Raw genomic sequence first — 18,753 nt, 5'->3', positions numbered from 1 at the left:
ACTAATAATTTATTGCTTTTCCTAAGAAAACCTTAGATTTAACATTATTAATATTTGTGAAAAGGTGAAATGTCTCAAACTCAACCATAGACCAGTTTGTAAATAATGCAGTGTCTTTTTATGACTACAAAGGATAGAAATATGACGAAAATCGCAATGTTAAGCACTGGTGAAGAAGTTCTTCATGGGGACATTGTAGACACAAACGCAGCTTGGATGTCTGCTGAGTTTTATCAGCACGGTTTTGCCCTAGCGAAACGTTCGACTGTGGGTGACCAAATGAATGCTCTAGTTGAAGAACTGTTGATGCTGAGTTTTAACTATGATGTGGTTATCGTTAATGGCGGTTTAGGACCGACAACTGATGATATGAGTGCGGCTGCGGCTGCGACGGCTTCAGAGCAGAAACTCGTCATGTTCCCTGAATGGCTAACTCGTATGGAAGAGATGTTTTCTGGACGTGGTATGCCGATGCCGGACAGCAACCTTAAACAAGCTTTGTTGCCAGCGAGTTCAGAGATTGTCGATAACCCTGTGGGCACGGCTTGCGGCTTCAAACTGAAAATCAACGATGCGACTTTCTATTTCACTCCGGGTGTCCCGAGTGAATTCAAACGCATGGTCACGTTTGATATTATTCCTGATTTGTCGCGTACTTACCCTCAAGTGGTTGCCTCTGAATGCAGTCGACTGTTTACGTTTGGTTTGTCTGAGTCGGGTATCTCTGATGTTTTGGACCAATTAAAGCTGCCTGAAGGTTATGAGCTTGGTTACCGTTCTTATCTGCCGTTCATTGAGGTCAAACTGTTTGGTCCTAAGGCAGACTTAGAAACTCGCGTTAAGTTGCTGCAAATGGTTTACAAGCTGCTAGAAAGTAATGTCGTCAGTGTTGATGAGCCTATGGTTGATCATATTGGCCACATAATGGCTGAGAAAAAGAAGACGTTATCGGTGTCTGAAGTGTCGACCAAAGGCGCATTGTCAGCGTGGCTGCAATTGAATGAGCAGGTTGAAGATTGCTTCGGGCATTCGTGGGTGATGGCTGAGCCAAAAGAGAGTGAACTTGAGAAGAGCGATCCATTAGCTGCAACCTTTGCTCTGGCTGGCGCAACAAGAGAGAAATGCGGTACTGAGCTAGCTTTGGTGACTGGCAAGTTAGAAGGCAACACATTCAGCGTTGCATTGTCGACCGAAGCGGGAGAATGGGGCCAGGTGCTTGAATTTTATCGTCAGTACTCACGCGAAGACCAACGTAACGTGATCAAGACCGTTGCCGCCGATATGCTGAGAAGACACCTAGACAACAAACCGATGTTTGGTACTTACTCTTCGGTTAAGCGATTGAAAGACATGTTTATTCCAGCGGCTATTATTAAGTAAGTATTTAGGCGAGCTAACCAAGTCTGTACTAAAAACGCAATAAAAAGGCCCAACATCTAAATAGGTGTTGGGCCTTTAGTTTATCTAGCCTTCTAGATAACCAAACAAGCAGCGTTGTTTACACGTAACTCATGTCTTTAAGAACTTGATTACAAACCGCTTGTCATATGTAGACTATAGAACAAACCACGGCCGATTAACTCTGAAACCAAGAACAATACTAGTGCTAAGCCAAGGTTTACTGGGTTCACTTTTGCTTTGTTCAGCATAGGTAGAATCCAAATCAACAAGCTTGCCATCAACAATGCAACTTGAAGAATCACATAGCTGCCTAAACCGTCAACCAACTCAGATGCTTTTGCCGCTGAAGTTTGAATGTCACCGATTAGGTTCAGTTTTCCTACGGTCACAAGCAAGCTGATAGCAACTGCGATAACAGCCAGCATGGTGATGTTACGGTCAACAGTAAAGCGACTGTCATTTGCGAATACAATCACGAACTGAGACAGCAGTAAACCACCCACAACCATCGTCATGATGAAGCTCAATGGTGTGTAGATGTTGTCCCACGTCGGTACTGTGTTGATCATGTATACGTTGATCATCGCGTACATGAAGATAACGCCCAACACCATCGCGGCAACCATCAGTGTTTTCTGGATAGCTACGCCACCTTTCTTAAGCACAGACAATAGCCATTGCAGGCCACCGATAGCGAAGAATGCCGCACCGAAGAACACTTCGTTAGACAGCCAAGCCGAACCTAGTTGGTTAAAGGCATTAAACGCGCGCAGTGGAGAACCTAGGTGAGTTGTCGAGAACATAAAACCAAGACCCATTAGTGCCCACAGAATGAACATTGGAACCTTGTAGCTGTTTAGTTTCTCTTCGTCATGACCAAGTATCAGTGCACGTGCGCCAATCAGTAAGTAACCACCAACCGCAGTTTGCGCCAGCACCGTAAAGAAGATTAAAGACCACTCATGAAAAATCATCTTACACCTCCTTCGGGTTTGCTAGGTGACCACTGGTATCGCCAGTCGGCTTCGCGTTTTTGTTCAGCTTAATCACGATGTTCGGTAGCGTTTCTGTTGAAGATGGCAGTGGAGCCACATCCGCACCAGAGCCGTACTTCTCGCGAAGTGTATTGATTTCGCCAAACTCCAATGCACGAAGTGGGCAAGACTCAACACAGATAGGCTGTTTGCCTTCAGAAACACGTTGGTAACAACCATCGCATTTAGTCATGTGACCTTTCTTAGCATTGTATTGTGGTGCGCCGTAAGGACAGGCATTGCTACAGTGCTGACAACCAATACATACGCTCTCATCAACCACAACCAAACCGTCTTCATCACGTTTGTGCATCGCGCCCGAAGGACACACTTTCACACACGCTGGGTTAGTACAGTGGTTACAAGCGATAGATAGGTAGTAAGAAAAGACATCTTTCTGAACCCAGGTATCGCCATCTTGAGTGAAGCCACCACCTGCGTATTCGTATACGCGACGGTAGTTCGTTTTGATGTCTAGATCGTTATAATCTTTACAAGCAAGCTGACAGGTTTTACAACCCGTGCATTTACTTGAATCAATGTAAAAGCCGTATTGTTTCATTCCAACCTACCTTATGCTTTGTTTAGCGTTTTGATTTGAACTAGGTTTGTATGCTGAGGGTTACCCTTAGCAAGTGGGCTCGGGCGCTGAGTCGTCAGCACGTTAATAGAGCCTGCATGGTCGATCTTCTGACCATCTGGTGCGTACCATGCACCTTCGCCTAGTGCGACAACTCGAGGAAGAATCCTAGGTGTCACTTTCGCTGGAATGTGTACTTCGCCACGGTCGTTGAAAATACTGACCATGTCGCCATTTTTAATACCGCGCTCTTGAGCATCAATCGGGTTGATCCACAACTCTTGAGGTGCTGCTGCTTTGATTTCAGCAACGTTGCCGTAAGTCGAGTGAGTACGAGCCTTGTAGTGGAAACCGGTTAGCTGAAGTGGGTATTTTTCTGCTAGTGGATCGTTATGGCCTTCAAAAGAATCCGCGTAAATCGGAAGTGGGTGAATCACTTCGTCTTCTTTCAGCTTCCAAGTCTTCGCGATATCAGCCAGTTGCTCCGAGTAGATCTCGATCTTGCCACTTGGTGTGGTCAGTGGGTTCGCTTCTGGATCTTTACGGAAGTCTTCGTAAGCAATGTAGTGGTGGTCGTAGCTACGTTTGTAGATGCCTAGATCTTTCATCTCTTCGAAGGTTGGCAGTGTTGGATCGTTCTTACGAGTTTCAGCGTAAAGATGCTCAATCCATTGCTCTTGAGTTCGGCCTTCTGTGAACTCTTTTTCGACGCCCATACGTTTAGCCAACTGAGAGCACATTTCGTAGATAGATTTCGCTTCAAACTGAGGTTCGATCGCTTTCTGCGCGTAGATGAAGTAAGGCATATTCGCTGCTTTGCCATCCATACACCAGTCGTCTTGCTCAGACGTTGTTAAGTCTGGCAGGATGATATCGGCGTATTTCGCTGAAGAAGTCATATGGTTATCAACCACGACAATCATTTCACATGCACTTTCATCTTGAAGAATCACGTGAGTCTTGTTGATGTCTGAGTGTTGGTTGATGATGCAGTTACCTGCGTAGTTCCAGATCATCTTGATTGGGTTCTTAAGGCGCTCTGCACCGCGAACACCGTCAGTGATGTCGGTCATTTCATGGTGACGGTAAATTGCGTCTGTCCACATGAACATTGAAATTGAAGTTTCAACTGGGTTTGGCACAGTAGGGAAGCGAACAAACGGAATGTTGATGTCACTTTCACGAGCGCCTGTTGAACCGCCAGACACACCCACAGAACCGGTTAGTAATGACAGCATTGCGATTGCACGACACGCTAGCTCACCGTTCGCAGTACGTTGCAGGCCCCAGCCTTGGTGGATTGCGCACGGTTTTGCTGTGCCCATTTCACGGCCAAGCTTGACGATAGTATCAACGGGAATACCGGTGATCTTAGAAGCCCATTCTGGTGTCTTCTCTACGCCATCTTCGCTTAAACCTAGGATGTAAGATTTGTAGTCGCTGTTTTTAGGCGCCGATGCAGGCAGAGTTTTCTCGTCATAACCGACACAGTATTTGTCTAGGAACGGTTGATCGACAAGGTCTTCAGTGATCATTACGTGCGCAAGACCCGCTACCAATGCAGCATCTGTAGAAGGACGGATTGGGATCCATTGATCTTCACGGCCACCGGCAGTATCGGTGTAGCGAGGGTCGATGATGATCGTTCTTGCGTTCGATTTGTTTTTGCTTTCTACATAGTGGTGGATCAGACCGCCGCCAGACATGCGTGTCTCGGCAGGGTTGTTACCAAATTGGATGTTAAGCTTGGTGTTCTCTAGATCAGAGAAAGAGTTGTTGTTTGCCCAACCACCGTAGGTGTAGCTCAAGCCTTTCGCGATTTGCGCTGTTGAGTAGTCACCGTAATGGTTTAGGTAACCACCACTTAAGTTCATTAGACGAGCAATCAGCGTTTGTGCTGGTGGCCAAGACTTAGTTACCGTACCGCCCAGCGTACCTGTACCGTAGTTTAGGTAGATGGTGTCGTTACCGTAGTCTTTGATAAGACGTTGCATGGTGCCAGCGACTTCATCGTAAGCCTCTTCCCAGCTAATACGCTTGAACTTACCTTCACCACGTTTACCCACGCGTTTCATTGGGTATTTCAGGCGATCTGGGTTGTAAACACGGCGACGCATAGAGCGACCACGTAGACACGCACGAACTTGGTGATGACCGTATTCGTCAGTACCTGTGTTGTCTGTTTCTACGTATTTGATTTCACCGTTTTGCACATGCATACGTAATGGGCAGCGAGAGCCACAGTTTACAGTACATGCACTCCATACGATTTTCTCATCCACACTCTCAGCAACCGCAGCCGCTACTGGTTTGGATTTGAAAGGTAAAGCGATACCGCCCGCGAGTGCGGCTGCGCTACCTACCGCAGAAGAAGCTTTCATGAAGCCTCTTCGAGTAAGATTCATTACCCCAGATTCTTTCTTATTCGTCATTCTAAGATGCCTATTGTTATTGATGACTAGCACTTTATAGGTAGTTTAGCCTCTATGTTTTTATTTCTAATTATTGATTGATTGGCATCAAATAAGATCGGAATTAAAATATTATGAATCGAATGTATAAAATAGATCAAAGAATTCAATCGTATTATTTATATAATTATAGTTAAACCAATTACGGTATAAATAAGAATGATTATTGATACGCATAAATTGCTCGGTTCATTATTTTATCAAGCAACTAATAAAGAACAGTTAATAGATATTGTTCAGGCCTTAGTAGAGAGCCAAGTTTTATCAGAAGATTGTTTACTGGCACTCCAAAACGAACAGGAAGATGCGCTCGCTGCAGAGTTTAGTCGACTGTTTGAAGGCGTTGGCGACATGCCAGCACCGCCTTGGGGCTCTGTTTATCTCGATAAAGACCGTATTGTGTTTGGCGCATCGACTGTGGAATATCGACAGTTTTTAGAATTGAATCATATTGAGTTAGATACAGGCTTAAGAGAGCCAGAAGACCAATTTGGTTTAATGCTACTCGCACATGCGTATTTGTTAGAAAATAATAATATTGATTCATCTCGTGAATTATTAGAGTCTCATTTATTAACTTGGTCATCAGTTTATTTAGAGAGATTTAATTCAGCATCAGAGTTATCTTTTTATAAGAAGCTATCAAGTGATGTAATATATTGGCTTGAGCAATTAACATCTGAATATAATTTAAACGTTGCTACTAAAAAGTTATATATCGATTAATGCCTGAACAAATAAATTCAGATAGGCGTGGTTTCTTAACTCGACTTTCTAAACCGGTTAAAGCCGCCGCGAATTATGAAGAGAAGTCACAACGCTCGTATGCAAGGCCGCCAAAAGCGGTCGATGAGGTGCTGTTTGAGCGTCTTTGCGACGGTTGTGGGCTATGTGAGCATACGTGTCCGAATAGTGTCATAGAGATGCTAGAGGGCAGTGCGCTGCTGAATTTGGATTACAACAGTTGTTCTATGTGTAACAAGTGCAGTGAAGTGTGTCCGACTGGCGCGCTTCATCCAACGGTCACGCCTTATATTGACTTGAAGCCTAGCTTTGCTGATAGCTGTAACAATTACATGCAAATGGATTGTAATGCGTGCCAAACCGCTTGTTCAGCAAGTGCGATTCAAATCGAAGCAGGGGAGTTGCCTACGGTGGACAAAGATAAGTGTAACGGCTGCGGAGAGTGCCGAAGCGCTTGTTACATTGGCTCAGTGACTTTGAACCTTATTCAGTAGTAAACGTCTGGTTTGGCTTTGTGGCAGCGAGCTAGCAGAAAGGCTTTGGTTGAGTGAGAGGCGAGTAGTCTCAGATTCCTAAAGACATAAATAGAAAAGGGTCCGCATTCCTAGAGGAAGCGGACCCTTTTTAGTTCTTATTGAAGTTATTCGAGCAAAGCGACCTAAAGCCAGTTGGCTTATGCGCGTTTTTGCTTGCTTCTATGGATAACGTTACTCAGCGATAACTCAGTTTTTGCTTTGCAGATGCATGGCAAAATTTCATTGGCTTGTGTGTAAGCCATAGCAAAACCAACGTACTCGACTTCACCAGAATCCAACGTACAGCGGCAAGCGCCACAGTGGCCATCTCGGCAGTTGTATTCTGGCTCTAACCCTGCTTGTTCCATTGTTTCCAATAGAGTATTTGAAGGGTTAGATTCAATAGAAGTCAGCTTGTTGATTTTGATTGTTGGCATTACAGCTCAAACCCTTCAAAGTCGTCAGCTTTTACTTCGTTGTCGATTTGGCCAACTAGGTAAGAACTGATTTCAGCTTCTTGTGGAGCAACTTGAACGTTATCTGAAGACAACCAAGCGTTGATCCATGGAATTGGGTTCGACGTTGCTTCTGGGTAAGCAGTACCTAGACCAACAGCCTGCATACGGATGTTAGTGATGTACTCAACGTATTGGCAAAGAATATCTTTGTTTAGACCAATCATAGAACCATCTTTGAATAGGTATTCTGCCCACTCTTTTTCTTGCTCAGCCGCTTCTTTGAATAGGTCGAAACACTCTTGCTTACACTCTTCAGCGATCTGCATGAATTCGAAGTCATCTTGGCCATTACGTAGCAAGTTGATCATGTGCTGTGTACCAGTAAGGTGAAGAGCTTCATCACGAGCGATTAGCTTGATGATCTTCGCGTTACCTTCCATTAACTCACGCTCAGCGAATGCGAATGAACATGCGAAACTTACGTAGAAACGAATCGCTTCCAGTGCATTTACAGACATTAGACATACGTAAAGCTTCTTCTTCAGGTCGTGAAGTGAAATCTTAACGTCTTCGCCGTTGATGTTGTGGTTGCCTTCGCCGTAGCGATGGTAGTCAGCCGTCAGCTTGATCAAATCATCGTAGTAAAACGCGATGTCTTTCGCACGTTTTAGGATCTCTTCGTTTTCAACGATGTCGTCAAATACTACGCCTGGATCATTCACGATGTTACGGATGATGTGCGTGTATGAACGAGAGTGAATCGTTTCAGAGAATGACCAAGTCTCAATCCAAGTTTCAACTTCTGGCAGTGATACCAAAGGAAGTAGGGCAACGTTAGGGCTGCGGCCTTGGATTGAATCTAGAAGTGTTTGGTACTTCAGGTTAGAGATGAAGATGTGCTTTTCATGCTCAGGAAGCTTGTTGTAGTCGATACGGTCGCTAGACACGTCTACTTCTTCTGGACGCCAGAAGAAAGAAAGCTGCTTTTCGATCAACTTTTCGAAGATTTCGAATTTCTGTTGGTCGTAACGTGCAACGTTTACCGACTGACCCAAGAACATTGGTTCTTTTAGTTGGTCATTTTTTTGTTGAGAAAAAGTACTGTAAGCCATAAATGCCTCAAATCCTTTAAAGACCCGCAATAAAACGGACCCTGTTAATGCTTTAAACCCAGAGAAGATAACTTCTCTGGGGTCTTAATGTTTATTGCGGTTTAGATCTTACAACCGCCGCCTTCACAATCTTCTTCCGGCACTTGAACTGCATCGCCTTGGTCGTCTTTAGCACCATCACGAGTGTTATGGTAGTAAAGCGTCTTAACACCGTACTTGTACGCTGTTAGCAAGTCTTTAAGCAGCTGCTTCATTGGTACCTTACCGCTGTCGTAAACACTTGGATCATAGTTAGTGTTTGCAGAGATAGCTTGGTCAACGAATTTTTGCATGATACCCACTAAGTGAAGGTAACCATCGTTAGTACCAATGTTCCAAAGTAGCTCGTAGTTCTCTTTAAGATTTAGGAAATCAGGAACTACTTGCTTCAGGATGCCGTCTTTCGATGCTTTAACTGATACGTAACCACGTGGTGGTTCGATACCGTTAGTCGCGTTCGAGATTTGAGACGAAGTCTCAGAAGGCATAAGTGCTGTCAGTGTAGAGTTACGTAGGCCGTGCTCCATGATCTCTTCACGTAGCGTGTCCCAATCGTAGTGCAGTGGCTCTTCACATACTAAGTCGATATCTTTTTTGTAAGTATCGATTGGCAGTAGGCCTTTCGCGTAGTTGGTCTCGTGGAAAGATGGGCAACGGCCTTGCTCTTTCGCTAGTTCAACAGACGCTTTTAGCAAGTGGTATTGAATTGCTTCAAAAGTACGGTGAGTCAGGCCATTTGCGCTGCCATCAGAGTACTTAACACCATTCTTCGCAAGGTAGTATGCGTAGTTGATTACACCCACACCTAGAGTACGACGGTTCATTGTCGACTTACGTGCTGCTGGAAGCGGGTAGTCTTGGTAATCAAGTAGCGCATCTAGAGCACGAACAACCAGTTCAGAAAGTTCAGCCAGATCGTCTAGCTCGTTGATTGCGCCTAGGTTAAACGCTGAAAGCGTACATAGTGCAATCTCACCTTCGTCATCTTCTACGTTAGAAAGCGGCTTAGTTGGTAGCGCGATTTCTAGACATAGGTTCGATTGACGAACAGGTGCTACTTCAGAATCAAACGGGCTGTGTGTATTACAGTGGTCAACGTTCTGAATGTAGATACGACCAGTAGAAGCACGCTCTTGCATTAGCAGAGAGAATAGCTCAACGGCTTTAACCGTTTCACGCTTCACTGAAGGATCGTTTTCGTACTTCACGTAAAGTGCTTCAAAACGCTCTTGGTTTTCGAAGAACGCGTCGTAAAGGCCAGGTACGTCTGAAGGAGAGAATAGGCTGATGTTGCCACCTTGAACTAGGCGAGAGTACATAAGCTTGTTCAGCTGTACGCCGTAATCCATGTGACGAACACGGTTCTCTTCAACGCCGCGGTTGTTTTTCAGTACTAATAGAGACTGAACTTCACCGTGCCATAGTGGGTAGAACACTGTTGCTGCGCCGCCACGAACACCACCTTGAGAACAACATTTTACTGCTGTTTGGAAGTATTTGTAGAAAGGGATACAGCCAGTGTGGAACGCTTCACCATTACGGATTTCAGAACCAAGCGCACGGATACGACCTGCGTTGATACCAATACCAGCACGTTGAGATACGTAACGAACAATAGAGCTTGCTGTTGCGTTGATAGAATCAAGGCTGTCACCACACTCAATCAGTACACATGAACTGAATTGACGAGTAGGCGTACGTACACCAGACATAATTGGTGTAGGTAGAGAAATCTTAAACGTAGACGATGCGTCGTAAAAACGTTTGATGTAGTCAAGACGAGTCGATTTCGGGTATTTACCGAATAAACACGCAGCAACTAAAATGTAAAGGAACTGAGCACTCTCGTAGATTTCTTTTGTTACACGGTTCTGCACGAAGTATTTACCTTCAAGCTGCTTAACCGCCGCGTAAGAAAAGTTTAAGTCACGCTTGTGGTCGATGTACGCGTCAAGCTCTTCGAACTCAGCTTTCGTGTAGTCTTCCATTAGGTGGCTATCGTATTTACCCATATCAACCAGTTTTGCAACGTGGTCATAAAGTGCAGGCGGCTCGTATTCACCGTACGCTTTTTTACGTAGATGGAACACTGACAGACGTGCTGCTAGATATTGGTAATCAGGAGTCTCTTCAGAGATTAAATCCGCTGCTGACTTGATGATTGTCTCATGAATGTCAGTCGTGGTAATGCCATCGTAAAACTGAATGTGAGCTTTCAATTCTACTTGTGATACAGAAACATTGTGCAAGCCTTCAGCTGCCCATGTGATCACTCGATGGATTTTCTCTAAATCGATCGTTTCTTTGCGCCCGTTACGCTTGGTAACAGTAAGTTGTTGGTTCATTCTGCTTAATTTCCCTAACAAAACTGAACAAGGCCGTGTTTTTGTGTATTTCTGTGTAATTTTTGTAAATTACGTTTCGGCTTTGTGATCTTGGTCTACCCATATATTGTAGTTCAAACACAACATATAGGGGTCATTTGTTTGTTGGGTTACAAGATAGTGCTACAACTGATATTTTTCAAGGTAAAGAAATTGGGTTGCTTGTGGATAAGTAGTGGATTGAAAAAAAACTGTAAGTGACCACTAACTGATGACGTTAGACGTGACTTGATTGTACAAAAGTCGCCTTTTAAGGATGCTTTATTTTTGCACGCCCATAAAAAAAAATCCCTTGATCTTTGGGCAAAATAGGCAATGGATTTTGGACGATTAAATTTAAATCGAGGTGGTCAAAATGGAAGCTAGCGCACGAAATTTAGACTGAAAAAAGTCGCAAACTTATGGTAATTGCAACTCTTTTCATTCGTCTTTTTTACAAAATATTTTACGGTAGGGCTACCGATATTTTTTAGCCCAAGTTTTGAGTGTGAACGATGTAGTTCACATCGACTTTTTGGCCTAAACGGTAGGTGTTCGTTAACGGGTTATAGTGCAGTCCTGTAATCCCTAGTTCTTGAAGCGGAGTGTTATCAACCATTTTGATAAGCTCAGCAGGGCGAATGAACTTTTCGTGGTCGTGAGTACCTTCTGGCACTATCTTAAGTAACTTCTCTGCACCAACAATAGCGAACAGGTACGACTTAAAGTTACGGTTCAATGTTGAGAAGAACACATGACCGCCTGGTTTAACCAACTTTGAACAAGCCGAGATAACTGATTGTGGGTCAGGAACGTGCTCTAGCATTTCCATGCACGTCACCACATCGTAAGTGTGTGGGTTTTGCTCTGCATGGTCTTCAATGGTGCTTTGGATGTAATCGAGCTTGGTGCCGGTTTCTAATGCGTGCAGACGAGCGACTTCGAGCGGTTCTTTACCCATATCTAGTCCGGTGACTACCGCACCCTCTACAGCCATGCTTTCAGCCAGAATACCGCCGCCGCAGCCAACATCGAGAACTTTCTTACCAAAAAGGCCTTCGGTTTTCTCTAGCACGTAATTTAAGCGCAACGGATTGATTTGATGTAGTGGCTTAAACTCGCCTTCTAGATCCCACCAGCGCGACGCCATGTCTTCGAATTTTTTGATTTCTGCTGGGTCTACGTTCTGTGATTTAGTCATAATCGGCATTTCCAAGTTAAATAATGCATCCATGAAATTGCAGGCATTATAACTTGCCTTTTCCTGCTGACCAGAAGATCTACAATTTTGCTAGTTTATTGGGTGTAAAGTGACCATGTTTCAGCAAGATATGACGCTGAGGTGCAATTTCTCATCAATAGATTGGCTACAAGGGTCACAAGATGGTAAAAGGAGAGGGAAAGTGATGCCTCCGTAGGTAAATTTGTGTTATATTTTTCGGTCTTATACGTATTCAAAAATACGATCTGACTATAGAGGGAAAATGGCTCTATGAGCGATCTAGCGAAAGAGATCACGCCCGTAAATATTGAAGATGAGCTTAGAGGTTCATACCTAGACTACGCGATGTCCGTCATCGTTGGTCGTGCCCTTCCAGATGTGCGTGATGGCCTAAAACCAGTACACCGCCGCGTTTTGTTCGCGATGAATGTACTAGGTAATGATTGGAACAAAGCATATAAAAAGTCTGCTCGTGTAGTAGGCGATGTAATCGGTAAATATCACCCACACGGTGATAGTGCGGTATACGAGTCAATTGTTCGTATGGCTCAGCCGTTTTCACTACGCTATATGTTAGTCGATGGCCAAGGTAACTTTGGTTCGGTTGACGGCGATTCAGCTGCGGCAATGCGTTATACCGAAGTTCGTATGTCAAAAATAGCTGGTGAGCTATTAACGGATCTTGATAAAGATACGGTTGACTTCGTTCCTAACTATGATGGAACCGAGCAAATACCAGCAGTTTTACCAACAAAAATACCAAACCTATTGGTTAACGGTGCTTCTGGTATCGCAGTAGGTATGGCTACCAACATCCCGCCACATAACCTTGGCGAAGTTGTTGATGGCTGTTTAGCATTTATCAATAATGAAGACATCACTATTGATGAGCTAATGGACTACATCCCGGGTCCAGACTTCCCGACAGCAGCATTAATCAGTGGCCGTAAGGGCATTGTTGATGCATATAAGACTGGTCGTGGCAAAGTTTACATGCGCTCGCGCGCGAACATTGAAATGGAAAAGAACGGTAAAGAAACAATTATCGTTACTGAAATTCCGTATCAAGTGAACAAAGCTCGTCTGATCGAGAAGATTGCAGAACTTGTAAAAGACAAGAAAGTTGAAGGCATCAGTGCACTACGTGACGAATCTGATAAAGATGGTATGCGTATTGTTATTGAATGTAAGCGTGATGCTGTCGGTGAAGTTGTACTAAACAACCTTTACTCACAAACTCAACTGCAAACTACTTTCGGCATCAACATGGTTGCCCTAAACAACGGCCAACCACAACTTTTCAACATTAAAGATATGTTGAAGTGTTTTGTTGATCACCGTCGTGAAGTTGTGACACGTCGTACTATCTTCGAATTGAAGAAAGCGCGCGACCGTGCACATATCTTGGAAGCTCTATCTTTAGCGCTTGCAAACATTGATGAAATCATTGAACTGATCAAGAACGCACCAACACCAGCAGAAGCTAAAGTTGGTCTAGTATCTCGTGGTTGGGATCTTGGTAACGTTGCATCAATGCTTGAACGTGCTGGTACTGATGCAGCTCGTCCAGATTGGCTTGAAGACCAATACGGTATCCGTGATGGTCAATACTTCCTAACGGAAACTCAAGCACAAGCTATTCTAGAACTTCGTCTTCACCGCCTAACAGGCCTTGAGCACGAGAAGATTCTAGACGAGTACAAAGCACTTCTAGAAGAGATCGCTGAGCTAATGCATATTCTTGCAAGCACTGAGCGTTTGATGGAAGTGATCCGTGAAGAACTTGAAGCGGTACGTGATATCTATGGCGACGAGCGTCGTACAGAAATCACAGCAGCGGTTCATGACATCGACATGGAAGAGCTAATCGCTCAAGAAGACGTTGTAGTAACGCTTTCTAACGCAGGTTACGTTAAGTACCAAATCCTAAGCGACTACGAAGCTCAGCGTCGTGGTGGTAAAGGTAAGAGTGCAACTAAGATGAAAGATGAGGATTACATTGAGCGTCTGCTTGTTGCTAATACTCACGATAACATCTTATGTTTCTCTACTCGTGGTAAAACGTACCGCCTGAAAGTTTACCAACTGCCTCAAGCAAGCCGCACCGCTCGTGGTAAGCCTATCGTTAACATTCTTCCTCTAGAAGAAGGTGAGCGTATTACGGCTATCCTGCCTGTTTCTGAGTTCTCTAACGAGAAATTCATCTTCATGGCAACAGGCGACGGTACAGTTAAGAAGACATCACTGGATCAATTTGCAAACGTACGTGCTAACGGCTTAATCGCAGTTAACCTACGTGACGATGATTCACTGATTGGCGTTGATATTACTGATGGTAATAGCGACATCATGCTGTTCTCGAAGTCGGGCAAAGTTGTTCGCTTCAACGAGGACAAAGTGCGCCCAATGGGTCGTACTGCCTCTGGTGTTCGTGGTATGAAGCTTCCAGAAGACGATCAAGTGGTTTCACTGATTGTTCCTTCAAACGAAGGCGATATCCTAACTGTGACTCAAAACGGTTACGGTAAGCGTACTGAGCTGGCTGAATACCCAACGAAAGGCCGTGCAACGCAAGGTGTAGTATCTATCAAAGTCTCTGATCGTAATGGCCCAGTTGTTGGTGCTGTTCAGGTTGAAGAAGGCGATGAAATGATGATGATCACCGACGCAGGTACATTAGTACGTACTCGCGTAGCGGAAGTGAGCCAAGTTGGTCGTAACACTCAAGGTGTAACACTGATTCGTACTGCTGAAGACGAGAATGTTGTAGGTCTACAACGTATCGACGAAGTAGAAGAAGCTGAGATTGTTGAAGGCGAAGAAACTGAAGAAGCAAATGCTGACGCAGTAAACGCAGAAACAGTTAATGCAGAAGGAACGGTCGTTTCTGAATCAAGTGGAGAGCAAGCATCAGATGCTTCTGACTCTGAAAGTGATAGCGAGCAAGACACTGAGTAATCTCGATTACGTTAAGTAATTTAGCTTACCAATGAAAAAACCGAGCCTAAGTGCTCGGTTTTTTATTGCCTGCTATGTGTGGATCTTGCTCTGACTTTATCGTTGAACTGTGATCGTCAAAATATCGATAGCTAAACCTTGATCAATATAGCGAGGAGATGAAAACGATAGAGTAGAGGGGAATAAAAAAGGAGTGTGAAATGGATATCTGGTTGTTGGTTGCGTTGGTACTAATGAGCCTGTTTTTGATTGTGATCGTTATTGCCGCGAACAACAATGGCAGTCATCTAAAAGGCAATGTGATGATTTCACTTACTGCTGTGGCTTTGAGTGTGCTTGTTTGGTCTCAACTGAAACAAGAAATACCTCAACTGCCTTTGGATGATAATAATAACTACACGGCAACAGATTTCGAAGATGAACTTCAGCAAAGCCTTGAGCAAGACCCGAATCAATCCGATTTGTGGTTTAAGCTTGGTGGTGTGTACATGCAGAAAGGGGAGTTTGATGCAGCGTTCACCTGTTACGACTATGCGATTCGTTTAGATCCTCAAGCACCTTCTGGCCTCTATGCAGCCAAAGCAACGGCACTTTACTATCTTAGTTCTCAAGCGATGAGTGATGACGTGAATGCGTTACTGGATCACTCCATGCAGCTTGATCCCAATGATCGTACGGCATTGATGCTGATTGCGACCGATCACTTCATTAGTATGCGCTATCAACAAGCGATCGATGCGTGGACTCAAATTCTCGATTCCAATCAAAAGGGCATTGATCGCGTTTCAATTATTCATTCGATCAATCAAGCCAAACAGATGATCCGCTAGGCTTGGTCAATAGGCTGTTCTTCCTGATTAGCCTCTAAAGCCATTAATCTCTCAAGCTATTGGCTTTCTTGCATTTCGATTAACCCACCTGCATTGTGGATTTGAGTAAACCCTTGAGCGCGCAAGAATTGATAAGCTTGCCCTGAACGATTGCCACTGCGGCAATACAATACGATGGGTTGGTCTTTATCTATCTTAGCAAAGTGAGTAGCCACTTCAGAAAGAGGGTAGTTGATGGCGTTGTCTAGATGCCCTTGTTCGAACTCTGCAGGTGTTCTGACATCAACCACTAATGCGCCTTTCTCTATTAATTCCCACCCAGTCTCAGCACGTTCAGATGCGTAAACGCCTGAACTGAATAGTGCAATACATAATGCCGAAAGCGAAAGTAAGCTTTTCATTGTTTATTCCTTGAATTGGCGAGCGGATCGGGGAGGCGATATTGATGTGTATTCCCCAAAACCTAAAAAACCAGCCACACAACAATAGTGTGACTGGTTTTTACTTAATGGTCTAATTGAAGAAACTAGTATTCGTAGTTGGCTTCACGCTTTTCAGCTTGCTCTTCCCATTTAGGAACAACCGTGTCTAAGAAGTGTTGTTTCTCAGCGTTCATCTTATCCATGTCCATTCCAAGCGCTTTTTGAGCCGCTTCTTTTGTCGAGATATCTGGAATCTCGATTGGATCGGTGATGCCTTTCTTCGCCAGTAGACGAACAATCTTAGTACGAGCATCGGCTGCGCGGTCAACGGCAGTACCTAGCACTTCTAGAGCGATTTCAGGTGCGTGCATATGAATACCGTGAGACGCGATAGCGTAGTCCCAACGCCATTGAGCGTGACGGATATCCAGTAGGATAGGCTCCATCTCTTGCTCTGTCGCACCCGCTTCCCATGCCGCGCCTGCTTCAAAGTGAGCAGCTACGATTTGTTTCTCAGCAGTCAGCTTCATGTTCAGAACTTGCGCTTTGCGGCTTGAAACGATGTTACGCATGGTTTCTTTCGATTGAGTGTGACAGTTTGCACACGTATCTTCGAAGCGGTCGAATGGGTTACCCACTTTATGGTCGGTATAAACGGTGCCATCTTCTTTGGTCACTTTCGGCATATGACAGTCAGCACAAACGACTTTGTTCTTACCGTGGATGCCTTCGCGCCATGTTTCGAAACCTGGGTGTTGTGCTTTCAGCATGGGTGCTTTCGATACTTTATGCGTCCAATCTTTAAAGTTGATTGCATCATAGTAGCGTTCCATGTCGCCAACGGTTGTACCTTGGTCCCAAGGGAATTTCACGCCTTTGGTTGGCCCTGTGAAGTAGTATTCCACGTGGCACTGAGCACAAACAGAAGCTTGTTGGTCTAAACGACTTTGCTCATCAAACTTTTTACCAATCGTTTCAAATGCACGTTCAACGTAAGGACGAGTCACCTTAAGTGCTGGTTCACCATTTTTAAAGCCTTCGCTTTTGGTATCGTGACAGTCTGAACAGCCAATAGGGTTAATGATCTCGTTGCCAAGACGCGCCCACTTACCTTCGAAGTAACCATCTTCGCCACGTTCTTCAATAACACGTGCTACGTCTGGGCTCTTACAGCTCCAACATGCCATTGGCATTGGACCAGAGCTTTCGTCTGTTGGGCCGCCAGTACGAAGCGTTTGTCGTACATCGTCAATCGCATAAAAGTGACCACGTGCCTTGTTGTAATCTTTTGCGAAGCCGTAGCCAGCCCACATGATAACCATGTTGGGATCTTCTTTTAGTGCGTCTTCAATAACTTCGCTTTCTGAAGTCTGTCTCCATGAATGATATTGATCTGGGTGGTTTTGCTCGAACTGGTCGTTACGAGGATCGCCAATTTCTTTTTGTTCAGACGCAGCAAAACTGGTCGCGCTTGCTAGTGATGCGCTAACCATTAATAGTGCTGTGACCGAATTACGTATCCAATGCTTTTTCACAGTGATATCTCCAATATACTGATTCTTATACCAAGCGTTGTGAGTTTGCTATTCAAATTAAGAACTGGAGAATTCCTGTTTATATTAATTCATAAACAAACACATTTTGTTACGTGTTGGATATAGCTTGTCTTAGATCAATTAATGGTAGTGACTTCAATCACGTTGAAGTTTATATACCCCTAAAGGGGTATTGGTGTGCAGTATTATTAAAATTTAATTGAGAATTATTATCATATATAACAATCAATTACCTAAATTGACCATGGTATAAATAGGGTGATTGCGTTCACAGATTAACCCATCCAAATTTCGTATTACCCAATTAGAGGTATATTCTAACTATAGAAAGCGTTGTGGCTTATCCAAAATAAGAATTGATATCATTTAAGCGGTAATAATATCGTTTAAGGGTACTTTTGTTTAACCGGAATATTATTTAGTTGAGAGTTAAATAATGCCGGTATAAGGAAAGGATAAAATGGGCAATATTAAATTGGCCATAGTCATAATGCTTAAATCCCTTCTAGCATTCTGCCTCTATGGTTATTCCATTCATGCTGTTGCTGAGCCTGCTGTTACGCCAGTAGGAGAATCAACAAGACATGAAGTCGAATTAATCCGCGACAAAGACTACAAGTGTGTTCAATGCCATAAAGATTCAAAAGAAACGGTATTGGGTTCACATGGTGAAAGTGCACACGCTTTGCTTGGCCGCGAAGTAAATTGTACCGACTGTCATAGTTCTATTAGCCCCGATCACCGTGAAGGTGCACCTAAAGTGGTGAAGTATCGTGAGGCTCAATCACAACCGGGAACCGAGAAGGTTTTCTTAGACCCTAGCTTAATTTTAGATGCCAATAGCCAATGTATCGACTGTCACAAGCCTGATGATCTGCGTGAGGCGAGTTGGACTCACGATGTTCACGCGCAAAACTTAACGTGTTCAAACTGCCATGATGTTCATGCGACTGAAGCAAAGGTGTTGGGCTTAGATAAGAAGCAAACCATTAAGCTGTGTGTGGATTGCCATTCAGACTTCAACCAGAAGAAAGAAGAGGAGTAATCT

15 protein-coding genes are annotated in these 18,753 nt (G+C 44.2%); 6 read left to right on the top strand and 9 right to left on the bottom strand.

Going from position 1 to position 18,753, the window contains the following annotated elements; translation table 11 throughout:
* Positions 1–141: 141 nt before the first annotated feature.
* A complete protein-coding gene (locus DUN60_RS08290) occupies positions 142–1,380 on the top strand; it encodes a CinA family nicotinamide mononucleotide deamidase-related protein (RefSeq protein WP_114633728.1) in 1,239 nt (412 codons plus the stop codon).
* A gap of 149 nt (positions 1,381–1,529) precedes the next feature.
* Here the strand turns inward: DUN60_RS08290 and DUN60_RS08285 are convergent, their stop codons facing one another.
* The 3 genes from DUN60_RS08285 to DUN60_RS08275 are packed head-to-tail and all read right to left on the bottom strand — an operon-like array spanning position 1,530 to position 5,447.
* Complete coding sequence (locus DUN60_RS08285; RefSeq protein ID WP_114633727.1) at positions 1,530–2,375, bottom strand: dimethyl sulfoxide reductase anchor subunit family protein; 846 nt, start codon at positions 2,373–2,375, stop codon at positions 1,530–1,532.
* Position 2,376: 1 nt separating this feature from the next.
* Entirely contained in the window at positions 2,377–2,997 is a 621-nt protein-coding gene (locus DUN60_RS08280; protein WP_004733360.1) for a DMSO/selenate family reductase complex B subunit, read from the bottom strand.
* 11 nt (positions 2,998–3,008) lie between these two features.
* Positions 3,009–5,447, bottom strand: coding sequence for a DmsA/YnfE/YnfF family dimethyl sulfoxide reductase (locus tag DUN60_RS08275; protein WP_114633726.1), 2,439 nt, complete (start codon positions 5,445–5,447; stop codon positions 3,009–3,011).
* A gap of 198 nt (positions 5,448–5,645) precedes the next feature.
* Between DUN60_RS08275 and DUN60_RS08270 the strand changes: the two genes are divergently transcribed.
* Positions 5,646–6,212 (top strand): molecular chaperone TorD family protein, encoded by a 567-nt coding sequence (locus tag DUN60_RS08270; RefSeq protein ID WP_054547352.1) that lies wholly within the window; start codon positions 5,646–5,648, stop codon positions 6,210–6,212.
* Positions 6,212–6,724 (top strand): ferredoxin-type protein NapF, encoded by a 513-nt coding sequence (napF, locus tag DUN60_RS08265; RefSeq protein ID WP_114633725.1) that lies wholly within the window; start codon positions 6,212–6,214, stop codon positions 6,722–6,724. Before DUN60_RS08270 ends, napF begins: the two co-directional genes overlap by 1 nt.
* A gap of 179 nt (positions 6,725–6,903) precedes the next feature.
* Here napF and yfaE read toward each other — a convergent pair whose 3' ends face one another.
* The 4 genes from yfaE to ubiG all read right to left on the bottom strand — a co-directional run bounded on the left by yfaE (position 6,904) and on the right by ubiG (position 11,951).
* Positions 6,904–7,182, bottom strand: coding sequence for a class I ribonucleotide reductase maintenance protein YfaE (gene yfaE, locus DUN60_RS08260; protein WP_004733364.1), 279 nt, complete (start codon positions 7,180–7,182; stop codon positions 6,904–6,906).
* Positions 7,182–8,315, bottom strand: coding sequence for a class Ia ribonucleoside-diphosphate reductase subunit beta (gene nrdB, locus DUN60_RS08255; RefSeq protein WP_004733365.1), 1,134 nt, complete (start codon positions 8,313–8,315; stop codon positions 7,182–7,184). Before nrdB ends, yfaE begins: the two co-directional genes overlap by 1 nt.
* A gap of 101 nt (positions 8,316–8,416) precedes the next feature.
* The gene (gene nrdA / locus DUN60_RS08250) at positions 8,417–10,699 is read right to left on the bottom strand and encodes a class 1a ribonucleoside-diphosphate reductase subunit alpha (RefSeq protein ID WP_108176287.1); all 2,283 of its coding nucleotides are present in this window, start codon (positions 10,697–10,699) and stop codon (positions 8,417–8,419) included.
* Positions 10,700–11,207: 508 nt separating this feature from the next.
* On the bottom strand, positions 11,208–11,951 hold the full coding sequence (ubiG, locus tag DUN60_RS08245; RefSeq protein WP_017078713.1) for a bifunctional 2-polyprenyl-6-hydroxyphenol methylase/3-demethylubiquinol 3-O-methyltransferase UbiG: 744 nt from the start codon (positions 11,949–11,951) through the stop codon (positions 11,208–11,210).
* A 258-nt stretch (positions 11,952–12,209) separates the two neighbouring features.
* Between ubiG and gyrA the strand changes: the two genes are divergently transcribed.
* Positions 12,210–14,897, top strand: a complete 2,688-nt coding sequence (gyrA, locus tag DUN60_RS08240; protein WP_114633724.1) for a DNA topoisomerase (ATP-hydrolyzing) subunit A — start codon at positions 12,210–12,212, stop codon at positions 14,895–14,897.
* Between the two features lie 200 nt (positions 14,898–15,097).
* On the top strand, positions 15,098–15,727 hold the full coding sequence (locus DUN60_RS08235) for a TPR domain-containing protein (protein ID WP_114633723.1): 630 nt from the start codon (positions 15,098–15,100) through the stop codon (positions 15,725–15,727).
* 56 nt (positions 15,728–15,783) lie between these two features.
* Here DUN60_RS08235 and DUN60_RS08230 read toward each other — a convergent pair whose 3' ends face one another.
* Positions 15,784–16,128, bottom strand: coding sequence for a rhodanese-like domain-containing protein (locus DUN60_RS08230; protein ID WP_108149748.1), 345 nt, complete (start codon positions 16,126–16,128; stop codon positions 15,784–15,786).
* Positions 16,129–16,253: 125 nt separating this feature from the next.
* The gene (gene nrfA, locus DUN60_RS08225) at positions 16,254–17,684 is read right to left on the bottom strand and encodes an ammonia-forming nitrite reductase cytochrome c552 subunit (RefSeq protein WP_017091593.1); all 1,431 of its coding nucleotides are present in this window, start codon (positions 17,682–17,684) and stop codon (positions 16,254–16,256) included.
* A gap of 481 nt (positions 17,685–18,165) precedes the next feature.
* Here nrfA and nrfB point away from each other — a divergent pair, with 481 nt between their 5' ends.
* Entirely contained in the window at positions 18,166–18,750 is a 585-nt protein-coding gene (gene nrfB, locus DUN60_RS08220) for a cytochrome c nitrite reductase pentaheme subunit (protein WP_114633722.1), read from the top strand.
* Positions 18,751–18,753: the final 3 nt, after the last annotated feature.

The sequence above is a fragment of the Vibrio splendidus genome, from assembly GCF_003345295.1.
GTDB classification, from domain to species: Bacteria; Pseudomonadota; Gammaproteobacteria; order Enterobacterales; family Vibrionaceae; genus Vibrio; species Vibrio splendidus_K.
This window is presented reverse-complemented; position numbering and strand designations above follow the sequence as displayed.

What these genes read in the sequence shown, in the direction of transcription:
- DUN60_RS08285 (WP_114633727.1), bottom strand. Translation starts at nt 2,375, where the DNA reads ATGATTTTTCATGAGTGGTCTTTAATCTTCTTTACGGTGCTGGCGCAA.
- DUN60_RS08235 (WP_114633723.1), top strand. Translation starts at nt 15,098, where the DNA reads ATGGATATCTGGTTGTTGGTTGCGTTGGTACTAATGAGCCTGTTTTTG.
- nrdB (WP_004733365.1), bottom strand. Translation starts at nt 8,315, where the DNA reads ATGGCTTACAGTACTTTTTCTCAACAAAAAAATGACCAACTAAAAGAA.
- DUN60_RS08290 (WP_114633728.1), top strand. Translation starts at nt 142, where the DNA reads ATGACGAAAATCGCAATGTTAAGCACTGGTGAAGAAGTTCTTCATGGG.
- DUN60_RS08230 (WP_108149748.1), bottom strand. Translation starts at nt 16,128, where the DNA reads ATGAAAAGCTTACTTTCGCTTTCGGCATTATGTATTGCACTATTCAGT.
- DUN60_RS08280 (WP_004733360.1), bottom strand. Translation starts at nt 2,997, where the DNA reads ATGAAACAATACGGCTTTTACATTGATTCAAGTAAATGCACGGGTTGT.
- nrfB (WP_114633722.1), top strand. Translation starts at nt 18,166, where the DNA reads ATGGGCAATATTAAATTGGCCATAGTCATAATGCTTAAATCCCTTCTA.
- ubiG (WP_017078713.1), bottom strand. Translation starts at nt 11,951, where the DNA reads ATGGATGCATTATTTAACTTGGAAATGCCGATTATGACTAAATCACAG.
- gyrA (WP_114633724.1), top strand. Translation starts at nt 12,210, where the DNA reads ATGAGCGATCTAGCGAAAGAGATCACGCCCGTAAATATTGAAGATGAG.
- yfaE (WP_004733364.1), bottom strand. Translation starts at nt 7,182, where the DNA reads ATGCCAACAATCAAAATCAACAAGCTGACTTCTATTGAATCTAACCCT.
- napF (WP_114633725.1), top strand. Translation starts at nt 6,212, where the DNA reads ATGCCTGAACAAATAAATTCAGATAGGCGTGGTTTCTTAACTCGACTT.
- nrdA (WP_108176287.1), bottom strand. Translation starts at nt 10,699, where the DNA reads ATGAACCAACAACTTACTGTTACCAAGCGTAACGGGCGCAAAGAAACG.
- DUN60_RS08270 (WP_054547352.1), top strand. Translation starts at nt 5,646, where the DNA reads ATGATTATTGATACGCATAAATTGCTCGGTTCATTATTTTATCAAGCA.
- DUN60_RS08275 (WP_114633726.1), bottom strand. Translation starts at nt 5,447, where the DNA reads ATGACGAATAAGAAAGAATCTGGGGTAATGAATCTTACTCGAAGAGGC.